Origin of the sequence: Mesorhizobium sp. CA13, from assembly GCF_020165235.1 — a bacterium.
GTDB lineage: Bacteria > Pseudomonadota > Alphaproteobacteria > Rhizobiales > Rhizobiaceae > Mesorhizobium.
Genome location: NZ_JAIUHS010000008.1, coordinates 245,562 through 257,845 on the forward strand (window position 1 = coordinate 245,562; position 12,284 = coordinate 257,845).

The 12,284-nt window shown below is 60.9% G+C and carries 10 protein-coding genes; 8 read left to right on the forward strand and 2 right to left on the reverse strand.

Going from position 1 to position 12,284, the window contains the following annotated elements; translation table 11 throughout:
* Positions 1-8: 8 nt before the first annotated feature.
* Complete coding sequence (locus LB566_RS19865) at positions 9-899, reverse strand: D-amino-acid transaminase (RefSeq protein WP_224625834.1); 891 nt, start codon at positions 897-899, stop codon at positions 9-11.
* A 251-nt stretch (positions 900-1,150) separates the two neighbouring features.
* On the opposite strand from LB566_RS19865, the gene LB566_RS19870 reads away from it, so the two are divergent.
* The 7 genes from LB566_RS19870 (at position 1,151) to LB566_RS19900 (ending at position 8,410) form a co-directional block, all read left to right on the forward strand.
* Positions 1,151-1,471, forward strand: coding sequence for an ArsR/SmtB family transcription factor (locus tag LB566_RS19870; protein ID WP_140553511.1), 321 nt, complete (start codon positions 1,151-1,153; stop codon positions 1,469-1,471).
* Positions 1,464-1,952, forward strand: coding sequence for an SRPBCC family protein (locus tag LB566_RS19875; protein WP_224625835.1), 489 nt, complete (start codon positions 1,464-1,466; stop codon positions 1,950-1,952). The genes LB566_RS19870 and LB566_RS19875 overlap by 8 nt, the downstream gene beginning before the upstream one ends.
* A gap of 73 nt (positions 1,953-2,025) precedes the next feature.
* Positions 2,026-2,439: an MAPEG family protein gene (locus tag LB566_RS19880; protein ID WP_224625838.1), complete on the forward strand. Its 414-nt coding sequence runs from the start codon at positions 2,026-2,028 to the stop codon at positions 2,437-2,439.
* A 389-nt stretch (positions 2,440-2,828) separates the two neighbouring features.
* Positions 2,829-4,277, forward strand: coding sequence for a TolC family protein (locus tag LB566_RS19885; protein WP_140553515.1), 1,449 nt, complete (start codon positions 2,829-2,831; stop codon positions 4,275-4,277).
* Between the two features lie 40 nt (positions 4,278-4,317).
* Entirely contained in the window at positions 4,318-6,450 is a 2,133-nt protein-coding gene (locus LB566_RS19890; RefSeq protein ID WP_224625839.1) for a type I secretion system permease/ATPase, read from the forward strand.
* A gap of 45 nt (positions 6,451-6,495) precedes the next feature.
* On the forward strand, positions 6,496-7,785 hold the full coding sequence (locus LB566_RS19895) for an HlyD family type I secretion periplasmic adaptor subunit (protein ID WP_224625841.1): 1,290 nt from the start codon (positions 6,496-6,498) through the stop codon (positions 7,783-7,785).
* Positions 7,775-8,410 (forward strand): ribbon-helix-helix domain-containing protein, encoded by a 636-nt coding sequence (locus tag LB566_RS19900; RefSeq protein WP_140553520.1) that lies wholly within the window; start codon positions 7,775-7,777, stop codon positions 8,408-8,410. The genes LB566_RS19895 and LB566_RS19900 overlap by 11 nt, the downstream gene beginning before the upstream one ends.
* A gap of 105 nt (positions 8,411-8,515) precedes the next feature.
* Here the strand turns inward: LB566_RS19900 and LB566_RS19905 are convergent, their stop codons facing one another.
* Positions 8,516-9,484 carry a transglutaminase-like cysteine peptidase gene (locus LB566_RS19905; RefSeq protein WP_224625844.1) on the reverse strand — a complete coding sequence of 323 codons (969 nt, stop codon included), beginning with the start codon at positions 9,482-9,484 and terminating at the stop codon, positions 8,516-8,518.
* A gap of 324 nt (positions 9,485-9,808) precedes the next feature.
* On the opposite strand from LB566_RS19905, the gene LB566_RS19910 reads away from it, so the two are divergent.
* Positions 9,809-12,284: DUF5801 repeats-in-toxin domain-containing protein (locus LB566_RS19910; protein ID WP_224625846.1), on the forward strand; the 2,476-nt coding region annotated here is incomplete at its 3' end.

A 12,284-nucleotide genomic window follows, 5' to 3' on the forward strand; every position in this document is an offset into this window, starting at 1 on the left:
CCCGCTCATCAAGCAAGGGCCGTTCGTCCGGCCGCATGCCCGTTCATCTCTGCAAAAGCTGTCTGGACGTAAATTTCCTGCAGGCGGCGTGTCAATGGACCAGGTTGGCCGTTTCCGATCCTGTGGCCGGCAATACGGATGACGGGGGTGACCAGGCTCGAGGCAGAGGTAAGGAACGCTTCCGCCGCCGAAAACGCCTCCTCTGGCGAGAATGCACGCTCTTCAAACAAAATGCCCTGGTCTTCACATAGACGCGCCACTGCTCGCCGCGTACAGCCGGGCAGAATAGCTTGAGAATTGGCGCGAGTGATGACACGGCCGTCGTGCGTAACGATGAAAGCCGTCGCCGACGCGCCCTCGGTCACCTGTCCACCCTCGACAAACCAGACATCATCGAAGCCTTTCTCGCTTGCAGCATGCTTTGCCAAAACCTGCCCCAGCAGCATGACGGTCTTTATGTCGCGCCGTGCCCAGCGCGGATCAGGCGCCAGGTCGACGGCGACGCCTTCGGTCTGAGCCTTGGTTCCCACGAGTTTGCGGGCGTTTGTGAAGGCGACCATGGTCGGCTCAAGATCGTCGGGAAACAGGAAATTGCGGTTGGCTTCGCCTCGCGAAATCTGGAGATAGACCGTTCCTTCATCCAATCCGTTGAGCGAGATCAATTCCAATTGAATGGCTTCTATCTCAGGCAGCGTCACGGGCATGGGAATACATATCTCGGCAAGCGACCGCTGGAGACGATTGAGATGGAAATCATTGTCTATCAGCCTGCCGCCGATCACGGCGGTCACCTCGTAGACCGCGTCTGCAAAGAGGAATCCCCGATCGAAGAGACCGATGCGCGCCTCGTCTTCGGGCATGTAACGCCGATTGCAATAGACTTGCGCCACTTTGGCCATCCTCGATCCCAGCATCAACTGACTGCTTCGATAAATGCCAAGGCAGGTCGGCAAAGGCCAATTCAAAAAATGCAATTCGGTATGCCGATACCGTCAAAGCGCAACTGGCACTCCCTGCGACGGCCGCCACGAGAGAGCGCAGGTCGCTGACTGGTTTCCTTTAATCCCGCGGAGCCGGATGGAAGCTTGGACGACGAATCGTTGACCTCCCGATATTGACAGGTCGCGGCCATCGATCTAAGTTCGCGTTAGTGGTTACTAACGCGAACTACTGGACAGCGCTTGGAGATCCGACAAGGCGCACGATCTTCGAACTGTTGGTCGAACAGCCGTGTTCGGTCAGCGGCCTTGCTCGTGCCCTGCCTGTAACCCGGCCGGCCGTCTCTCAGCACTTGAAGATACTCAAGGCTGCCGGGCTTGTGGCCGACACGCGCTCGGGCAAGGAACGCATATACCGTATCGATCAGGATGGGCTGGCAGGCCTGCGCGCGGAAATCGACCAGTTCTGGAGCAAGACCCTGGCGGGCTACAAATTAGCCGTCGAGCATCCAAAAAGGACCAAGCATGAGTAAGGATCCTGCACTCGCGCCCGTAAGGCATTTCGTCGTCGTCGAGGCATCCATTGCGCGTGCCTTCAAGGTTTTCACCGAGGATTTCGGGAGGTTCAAACCTCGAGAGCACAATCTTCTTGCCGTTCCAATCGCAGAAACAATCTTCGAACCCCGGGTCGGAGGGCACGTTTACGACCGAGGCGTGGATGGCAGCGAGTGCCGCTGGGCTCGCGTGTTGGCCTACGATCCGCCCACCCGGCTGGTTCTGAGCTGGGACATCAGCCCTCGGTGGCAGATCGAGACCGACCCGAACAAGACGAGCGAATGGGAGATCCGGTTCACGGCCGAGACCGGGAACAGAACCCGGGTTGAGATCGAGCACCGGCATCTTGAGCGCCATGGCGAAGGCTGGGAGGGCGTCATGGGTGCAGTTGATAGCGATCAGGGCTGGCCGCTCTACCTGCAACGGTTCCGCGACCTGTTCAACCATCGGGCAGCCTGACAACCGCGTTGCGGTGGTGGGGTATGACTCGCAAGCACCTTATCGCCCACTGCGTTCCAGGAGCAGAGACAACATGGAAGTCTATTGGTTAAGCATCCTCGGCGTGCTTACGCTTTGTTTGCTGTCGGTGGTGTTGGCAGTCTATTCCGGTTCGTCCAAGGGATTTGCAGGGGTACTTTCCGGACCGGTAGTCCCGGCGGACGACCACAACCCGCTCTACAGGATCGACCGCGTTCACATGAACTCGGTTGAGGCTCTGGCACCCTTTGTCGTGCCCGCGGTGCTGGCGATGATGGTTGGTGTTGGGCCGACCACTTTGGCGACGCTTGTGTGGCTGCACCTGGCGATACGCCTGATTCATCTGGGAATCTACCTACGTGGCGGAAACGCCGCAAAGGGAGGCAGTGTCAGGACGGTTCTGTACGTTTCGGGAGCACTGGTTACGCTTGCCCTTATTCTTGTGACTGGATGGGCAGCACTCCATTGACGCGTTATCGGCACTTATCGGAGGTTACATCCGTTTTATAATTCGCGTCCGGCATCCCCGTTCGGCAACAGCGCCACCGTCTCGCCCGGGCAAGCGCGTCCAACTATTGGGAACCATTGCGCGGTTTTTCAAAAAAATGCCCTCACCGGTCCAACCAAGGCATTTTTCCGTTGCAGCCGATCGGCATTCTCCCACCCCCATCGGCCCCGCTGTTGTGTGTTATTTTTGCTACATGTCACTGCTCATGACTGGGAAAACCCATTTAGAGTCATCTAAATTAATATTCGCTCACGTATTTTCTGAATATATCGGGTAATTCGGCAATGGTGGGCCTGGGGTTGGCCCGCTTAAGCGCCTTGAGAAAGGCGTTGGGGAAACGGGTGGGCTAAATGAACAGAACTGGCATGTCGGCCATAGGCAAGCGCCTTGGTCTTTTGATGGCGGCTACGATGCTGACTTGCGGCGGGGCGAACGCCCTCACGCTCAAAGAGGCCGTGGCGGTAGCGGTCGAATCCAATCCAGAGATCGGCCAGGCGATAGAAAATCGCGAAGCGATCGAGTTTGAATTGCGTCAGGCAAAGGGCCTCTATTTGCCCAGCGTCGACCTGCAGGCGTCGGCTGGCGCTCGCCGTCTCGACAATTCGTCACGGCGCGCACTCTCGATAGAGGACGACGCGCTTTATCCGGCGGAAACCGACCTGACCGTTTCGCAGACGCTCTATGACAGCGGCGCAAGGCGCGCAGAATTGAACCGCCAGGCCTCCCGCGTCGATGGCGCGTCGTTTCGGGTGCTGGAACGGTCGGAATTCATCGGCCTCTCTGTTGTCCAGGACTACCTCGAATACATGCTCCAGGCTTCGATTGTTGCCGAGGCAAAGAAGAACCTGGGCTTCCATCAAGCAATCCTCCACGACATCCAGGAAGGCATTGCCGGCGGTGGGTTGAACGAAGCCGACCGGCAACAGGCCGAGGAGCGGCTGTTCGCGGCCAAGGCCCGCATGCAGGAAGCGTCGGAGGAACTGGAGGCCGCGCGGATACGGTTTTTCAAGACTGTCGGCAAGCCGCTGACCAATGCAGCGAGGCCGGCCGACGTATCCGGCACGCTGCCAAGATCGCTGGACGATGCGCTGGGCCTTGCGCGCGAGAGCAACCCGCGCGTCCACATGGCCAACAGCGATATTGCCGCGGCGGCCTCGCTGGTGGACGCGGCGCGGGCGAAATACGGCCCTTCGATCATTGCCGAAGGCTCTGCCCGGGCGGGCTACGACATTGACGGCGACAATGGAGACGCATCCGATCTGCAGGCACGTCTGGTGTTGCGCTGGAATCTCTATCGGGGCGGCATCGACAAGGCCAATGAGCAGGAGCAGATCCGCCGCACCAGCGAGCAGCGGCTCGCGATGCACCAGGTTCTCCGAGAGATCGAGGAAGCCGTTCGCACGTCATGGGATCGTCGCTTCCGGCAGGCCGATCTGGCCAAGACCCTGAAGCTACAAGCAGCCTCCAACGAAAAGCTGGTCGCGTCCTATCGCGAACAGTTCAAGGTCGGTCAGCGTTCGTTGCTCGACGTGCTCGATGCGCAGAACACGCGGTTCAACACCGCGACACTGGCCGACACCGCGTCCTACGCATCCCTTTTCGCGCAATATCGGCTTCTGGCGGCGACCGGGCAGTTGCTGAAAACGATGGACATCCACCCGCCAAAACAGGCTACGGCATACGCGCGGACCGAGTTCGCCGCGCCGGAAACGGCCGACACCGAAACCTATGCGCGCACGCCCTCGGAACAGAAGAACGACGTGCCGTTCGATATTCTGGCGCCGGTCAGGAAAAAATAGGCGAGCCTAAGGATCGATCGAGAGTCCCCGCGGGCGGATCGTGAACCAGCAACCCAACATCCTGTCACCGAAAGAGGCTTTCAAGGCCTGCTTTTCGGCCGTAGCCGCGTATCTCGGCCGCCCCAGCGCCGAAACCGTGCTCTTTGCCGGCGTGCCGCTGGCCGAAACGCGCATCGATATCGACGCGATCCGGCATCTTGCCGAGCGCGTCGGCCTTGAAATCACAGAGTTCAGCCATCGCGACTTTGTTCGGGGGCGCATCGACCTCCCCGCGATCGTCTTTCGCGTCAGCCAGCTGCCGGTCGCGCTGCTGGCTGATGGTGAAGCCGGCGAATATTTCACCGCTCCCCAGGAGGACGGGCGCACCACGATCAGCCGGTCGGAACTGGCCAACAGCTATATCAGCGGCGGTGCGTCCTTCTCGATCACCTACGCCAACGCAACGGAGGCGATGAGCGTCGGCTCGGCGCCGAAGATCGAGCGACGACATTGGCTGACGGGAACGATGGGGCCGTTCTGGCGCACCTATTCGAAGGTTATCCTGTCGGCGGTGTTCATCAATCTGCTCGCCATCGCCTCGCCGATCTTCACTATGAACGTGTACGACAGGATCCTGCCGAACAAGGCGATATCGACGCTCTGGGTGCTGGCCATCGGCATCAGCGCGGTCATCCTGTTCGACCTGCTGCTGAAGACCTCCAGGGCATCGCTCATCGACTATGCCGGGCGCAAGGCGGATCTGCGCATTTCATATATGCTGTTCGAGAAGGTGCTGAACTCGTCTCTGGCGGCACGGCCGGGCTCGACGGGCGAATACGCAAATCGCGTGACCCAATATGAATTCGTGCGCGAATTCTTCACGTCCAACACTATCAGCGTGTTCATCGACACGGCTTTCGTGTTTGTTTTTCTCCTCGTCATCTATGCGATAGGCGGCTGGCTGGTCATGATACCCGCGCTGGCCTTCGTCGCGTCGGTGATCGTCGGACTGGTCACGCAGCGGCGCATCGGCAAGCGTGTGGCGGCGTCCATGAACGAGGCCTCGCAACGGCAGGCCCTGCTGGTCGAATCCATCTCCACGCTGGAAACGATCAAGTCGCTGCGCGCCGAGGCCTACCTGTTGCGAAAATGGGGAGAGCATTCCAAAAACGCCTCCAACACCTCCGAGAAGATCAAGCAGCTTTCGGCCGCCGCCGGCAATATAACGCAGGCCATCCAGCAGATGGTCACGGTCGCGCTGGTAGTGGCCGGCGCCTACGCCTTCTCCGAAGGACATGTCTCCACCGGAGCCATCATCGGCACCGTCATGCTGGCCAGCCGAGCTGTCGCCCCGCTCGGTCAGATCGCCATCACTCTGTCCAGACTGCGCCAGGCCATGCTCTCTTTGCGGATGGTGAATTCGATCATGGCCCAGCCGGAGGATCGCCCGGACACCGTGGGCTTCGTCAACCGGCCCATCCGCAACGGCGCCATGGTGTTCAGGAACGTCGGCTTTACCTATCCCGGCTCCGAGAACGAGGTCCTGACCGGCCTGAATTTCTCCGTGAAGCCGGGCGAGCGGATCGGCATCATCGGCCGCATAGGATCAGGAAAGACGACGATGGGCCGATTGATCGGCAGACTTTTCTTGCCGAGTTCCGGCGAACTGCTGCTGGATGGCATCGACATCCGCCAATACCACCCCTCCGAGGTCCGCGCCGCGGTCGGCATCGTCGCGCAGGCGAACGATCTGTTTTCAGGCACCATCAAGGAAAATCTTTTGATGGCCTGTCCAGAGGCGACCGATGAGCAGATCGTCGAAGCGGCCAGGGCCGCCGGCGTCGACGATTTCGTCTCTCGCCACCCGCGTGGCTATGACATGAATGTCGGCGAACGCGGCACCAATCTCTCGGGCGGCCAGAGACAGACGATGGCGATCGCCCGCCTGTTGCTGACGAAACCGAAAGTCGTCTTCCTGGACGAGCCGTCCGGCTCGATGGATCTGGCTTCCGAGCGGCAACTGATCAAGCAGCTCAAAGTGGCTTTCGATCGAAATACGACGCTGATCGTCTCGACGCACCGCTTCAGCATGCTCGAACTTGCCGACCGGCTTATCGTCATCGAGCAAGGCAGGATCGTTGCCGATGGGCCAAAGGACCAAGTAATACAGGCGCTGCAGAAAAAAAGCACCTGAAGAACGAAAACTATCAAAGTATTCAATGCGTTGGGGCCGTGGGAAATGCTTGCAAGGGAAGACCGGCCGCCGCTCTTTGCGTCGGCGTCCATATTCATCATAGGTGCACTCTTCGTGTCTTCCGTTGCTTGGGCGTCCTTTGCCGAGGTGGATGAAATCGCACGCGGCGACGGTAAGGTCATACCTGCTTCCAAAACGCAGATCATCCAGGCCAGTGAGCCGGGCGTCGTCCAGGAAATTGCCGTCAAGATCGGGCAGGTCGTGAAGAAGAACGACCTCATCATCCGCCTGGACAATACGTTCAACACCTCCAGCCTTGGCGAGCAACAGGCCAAGGCACGGGCATTGCAGACCCGCATTGCACGGCTGAAGTTCGAGCAGAGCGGCAATCTGCAAGGGGAATTTCCGTGTCCGGCCGAAATCCAGAAGGTCGCCCCGGAAATCTGCGACAACGAGCAGAAGCTGCTCGTCGCCCGCCGCGACAACTTCGAAGTCAAGCTGTCGGTTCTCAAGTCGCGCCTCGATCAGCGCGAGAAGGAATTGGACGAGGCGACCGCCAATTCCGATCGCCTTACGAAGAATCTGATCGTCAGCGACCAGGAGGCAAAGCTGGTCGAAGCGATGGTCAAGAAAGGCCTGATGGCGCGAACCGAGCAACTCCGGGTCGAACGCGAGCAGACAGAGCTCAACGGGCAGCTGACGCTTGCAGGAGAAACCACCAAGAAAGCCAAATCGGCCATCACCGAGGCCCAGCTTCAGGTCGATGAGCTCGGTCTGCAGCTGCAACAGGAAGCGCTGAGCGACCTGACGCAGGCGCTGGCTGACCTCTCGGTGGTCGATGAAACCATACGCGGCGCGACCGACAAGGTGGCCCGCACCGACATCCGTTCTCCAGTCGACGGTATCGTCAACACGCTTGATATCAATACGGTTGGCGCCTTCGTGCAGCCCGGCGCGGTCGTCGCCGGCATCGTTCCGACTTCGGAGACCTTGCTGGTCGAAGCGCGGGTTTCGCCCCGCGACGTTGCCTTCATCCGGCCGGACCAGGAGGCGCTGATCAAGGTCACCGCCTATGATTTCTCGATCTTCGGCGGCATCGAAGGCAAGGTCTCGAACATCACCGCCGACAGTCTCGTCGACCAGAAGACAGGCGAGCCCTATTATCAGGTGCGCGTCGCGACCGACAGGTCGACGCTGACGCGGGACGGCAAGACCTATTCGATCATCCCGGGCATGATCTGCTCCGTCGACATCAAGACCGGCCGCAAGACGATCCTGACCTACCTGCTGAAGCCCATCAACAAGGCACGAGAGGAGGCGATGAGTGAACGATAGCGCCACGCCTCCCGCTGTCCTCGAGCGGTTGCTCGTGCCGATGGCCACGGAAGACCTCGGTATGGAGTTCCGGGTTGTCGCGCGCCGCGGCATCCGCCGCGGCATCCGCCTGGAGCGGACGTTCTGGACGTCACTCAAGCAGATGGCGGAAAGCCGCAAATGCACGATCGGCATGCTTGTCGATGAGATCGCCGAGAGCCAGTCTCCCGCTGGCAACCTGACATCGGCGATCAGGGTTGCCTGCATTCGTGACTTGACCGAAGAAAACCTGACATTGAAGAGGCTTGCGTCAATCAGGACGATCACCGCGATATTGGTCGCCTGCCCCTCGCCCGCCTTCGCCCTTTCATCGTCGAAAAAGATCCTGACCTTCAACGCTCCGTTCCAACAATTGGTAAAGCGCCAATTGCCGACGGCGCCGAGCGATGACGGCCGTCAGGATCTCAGGCTGGCGCTCGATCTCAATGTCGCGGACATCTTCGCGCGGCTGGATGCCAATGGCGAGATTCCGGTCGCCAGCGGGTTCGTCATCGGCGCCGGCGAGCGCCGCTATCGCGGCCAACTGAACGCCGTGCGGGCGCCGCTGGTCGGGCAGGACCTGCTGATGGCATTCGTCAGCGGCTAGAAGCAATTCCAGGAAAAGTGCGAAACGCTTTTCCGTCCGGAATTGCGCAAAAACAAAGAGATAGAGCGGTTCGGCGTTCCATGAAAAACGGCGAAATGCCGTTGCTCACCGGCGGGCAAGCGCTCCAGAAGCCGTGTCGGACTGCAATCCCTCGCCGGGCGCGACGCCTGCGAAACCGCCCTTGATCTCCGCGACCTGCGCGTTGCCCGATCTCGAACCGTGGATCCAGGCTCGGTCCGTGCTGAAGGAATACAGCGGCACATAGTCGGGGAGATCGCTGTCGCGCAGCACGGTGTTGTTGAGGCTGTCGAGAATGAACACGCCACTTGCCGTGCTCACCGACAGGACGGCGTGGAAGAATCCCCGCCTGCGATCCTGGAGGACAACCAACGCCATGCTTTGCGCGGGGATGCCGGCCCTCAGCAGCGCCGTCATCTTCAGTATGGCGAAATCCTCGCAGTCGCCGGCGCGCTTATCAAGCACCTCGGCGGGCTTTGCCCAATAATCGAGCTTGCCATAGATGACACTGTCCTTCCTGTAGGCGATCAGGTGATTGATGCCGCTGTTGACGAAGGACAGTTTCTCGCTGAACCCTTTGCCCTGTGCCGACGAGATCAGCCTGGCAAAAGCCGCGCTCTTCTGATCGCAGGCACTGCCCGCCGAGCAGCCGACAACTGCCTGGTAGACCGGCGCCCACCGCGCGGCGACGGGAAAGTTGTGCATGGACAATGCGACCGAGCCGAACACGCCGGGGATGATCGCCGCCGTTTTGATGGGATCAATTCCGACATCGGCAGGCCCCGGCGCAACGCCGGCTTGGGCATCATCGATCGTGTAACTCATGGAAACCACGCCGGGCTGGTATCCTGCCGCCGGTTGCCAGGGCTGGAATCTTTCCAGGGAAACGCCGCCCAGGCTGGGCGGCACCCGCACGTCTTCAACAAGCCCACCGACCGAGGCGGTGGCCTCGAACGGGATGCTCGCGAGCGATGGCTGCGGCAGGCCCGTAAGGCTGATCGTCAGCAAGAGTAGCTTGAAGCCGGCTGTTCCCGGCGCGGTTTTTTCTTTTTTCATAACGCCCACCTTTTGACTGTGGACGGTACCAATCTTGTCTCAAATTATTGGCAACGAAGGTAGATAATAGCGACTAAACTTACTTATCCCATTTTTCGTAAAATTTTATTATAATTTATACTTCTATTTACCATGCGACAGGGGAGCGGGCCTCCTGCGCACCGGCGGACATTCGACTTATATATCAGAATATATGCCCTCGGTTTACCACGCGTAAAAAATGCCATTGTGCGCATATAATAGTATATAAAGCAGGTTGACGAACTGTTGCAAAGTAATGGTTGCCGCTGTCTCTTCCCGGGAAATGCCGGAGGGGTACAAGCAATGACCATCAATAACGAATTGGACGCCGTTTCGGGTTCGTGGGACGAGCATTCCATGGCCAGTGACCGTCACGACCAGACCTCGCCGGCAGAGTTCCAGGTCGCCCAAGCGGCTTCGACGCAACAGGCCGCGCCGGCAGCGGCCGAACCGGTGCCGGTCGATGTAGGCAGCGGTGCGCCGGCGGAAGCACCAGCGGAGGCTAAGGCTCCGGCGGCAGCAGCGCCGCACGAATACGTCGCCGACGCCAGCAACGTCGTGAAGCTTCCGGCGAACGTCTCGATCGACAACATCAAGGTCGACGGCCACAATCTCGTGCTCGAACAGGCCGATGGCTCGGTCATCGTGATCAAGGACGGCGCGCTCAACGTGCCGACCTTCGTCCTTGGCGATGTCGAGGTGCCGCGCGTCGCCTTGATCGCCGCGCTCGAGGCAAGCCATGTGGATGTCGCCTTCGGCGCCGATGGTTCGATGTCTGCTGGCCCTGGAGGTTCGACCTCGAGCGCCGGCGGAAATTTTGAAATTCCTCCCGGCGGCATCGGCGATGGATTTGATCTTTCGGCGCTCTTGCCGCCGACCGATCTGCAGTTCGGGCAGGCCGAGAGGCGGGAGCTGTTCCTTCCCAATGCGAACCCGGAATTTGGCGATCTCACCGTCCGCGTGTCGGAAGAAGGGCTTTCCGGCGCAAACCCGGACAGCGATCCCGGCTCACCCTTCGACGAATCGAATCTCTCGGTCATCAACGGCAGCTTCGGCGCTACGGATCCCAATGGCGATCCGCTGACCTACGGCCTCGGCGTGCCTGCCACGACGCTCACCTCGCACGGCACCGACGTCGTCTGGGAACTGGTCGATTCGACGCATCTTGTCGGCAGGGTCGGATCGGATGTCGTGATCAGTGTCACCATCACGGATGCGAGCGCGGGAACCTTCCAGATCGCTCTGCTCGGTCCCCTCGACCACCCGCTGGCCGGCTTCGAGGATGACCTCTCCATCGTCGTCCCGGTTACCGTGCAGGATCCGTTCGGCGGCTCGGCAACGGCCAACATGACCGTGGTCGTCGAGGACGACAGCCCTGCCCTGACTGTGGGCAACACGGCAGCCAGTTCCGCGGTGCTCGATGAAACCAACGCCGGTTCGCCGGCTGGCTTTCCGATCGCCGTGACGAGCACCAACCCGATTATTTCCATTGCATCCAATTTCGGTGCCGACGGCGCCGCCGCCGGCGGCGGCATCGCCTATGCGTTGGGCCTGACCGGCAATGCCGCATCGCTCGATTCGGGGCTGAAGACGGCCGTTGGCGATTTTGCGATCACGCTGCTGCAGACCAATGCGACGACGGTCACGGGCACCTATCAGAACGGCGGCACCCACACCGCCTTTACCATCGTCATCAACGGCAACGGCACGCTTACGGTCACCCAATACGCTCCGCTGGAGCACACCATCGATGGATCGACCGCTGCCGCCCATGACGACGTGCTGACCCTCTCGGGCAAGATCACAGCCTCGGTGACGGTCACCGACTTCGATGGCGACAGCGCCTTCGGCGGCGCCCAGATCGGCGGCGCGATCCAGTTCCACGACGATGGGCCTTCGGTGACGGTGGTCGCCGACGCCGGCGCCGTGGTCTCACTCGACGAGACGCAGGCCTTGAGCATGGCGGCTGCGATCGACACCGGAACCATCGTCAAGGGCGAGGATCCCGACGTCGACGGTACTGGGGCGATCACCTCCGGCACCAGCAGCGGCGCCCTGGTCGACGTGACGGCGCTGTTCGGCGGCGACGGCCCGGCGGCGAGCAGCGCCACGGTCTATCAGCTGAGCGTAACCAACGCCGTTTCCGGCCTGACCGTCACCGACGGCTCGACGATCACCTTGCAGACGCTTGCGAGCGGAGTCGTTGTCGGAGTCGTGCAGGGCGGCGCGTTCAACGGCGAGGCGGCGTTCGCGCTATCGATCGATCCGGCCACCGGCAAGGTGACCGTCGAGCAATATTTGTCGCTCCACCATTCCGACACCGGCAATCCCGACGACACGGTTGCACTCACCGCCGGCTCGCTGGCCGTGAAGGTCACGGTCACGGATAGCGATGGCGACACCGCCAGTGCCAGCGCCGACGTCTCGGGCCAGATCAGTTTCGACGATGACGGGCCGAAGGTGACCGCTGTTGCCAATGCCGGTGCGGCGGTTTTGCTTGACGAGACGGCGACCACGAGCGATGCGGCCTTGATCGCCACGCCCGGCATCACCAAGGGCGAGGATCCCGATGTCGGCGGCACCGGTGCGATCGCGCACGGCACCAGCGACAGTGCCTTCGTCAACATCACCGCGCTGTTCGGCGCCGACGGTCCGGCCGTTTCGGGCAGCACCGTCTATGCGCTGAGCGTGACCAATGCGGCCTCGGGCCTTGCCGTCACCGACGGCTCCGCGATCCAACTGCAGCTGCTGGGCAACGGCGTCGTCGTCGGCGTCGTCC

Bases quoted from the DNA above. Each gene is read 5' to 3' on its own strand.
- LB566_RS19865 (WP_224625834.1), bottom strand. From the start codon at position 899: ATGGCCAAAGTGGCGCAAGTCTATTGCAATCGGCGTTACATGCCCGAA.
- LB566_RS19875 (WP_224625835.1), top strand. From the start codon at position 1,464: ATGAGTAAGGATCCTGCACTCGCGCCCGTAAGGCATTTCGTCGTCGTC.
- LB566_RS19880 (WP_224625838.1), top strand. From the start codon at position 2,026: ATGGAAGTCTATTGGTTAAGCATCCTCGGCGTGCTTACGCTTTGTTTG.
- LB566_RS19885 (WP_140553515.1), top strand. From the start codon at position 2,829: ATGAACAGAACTGGCATGTCGGCCATAGGCAAGCGCCTTGGTCTTTTG.
- LB566_RS19895 (WP_224625841.1), top strand. From the start codon at position 6,496: ATGCTTGCAAGGGAAGACCGGCCGCCGCTCTTTGCGTCGGCGTCCATA.
- LB566_RS19905 (WP_224625844.1), bottom strand. From the start codon at position 9,484: ATGAAAAAAGAAAAAACCGCGCCGGGAACAGCCGGCTTCAAGCTACTC.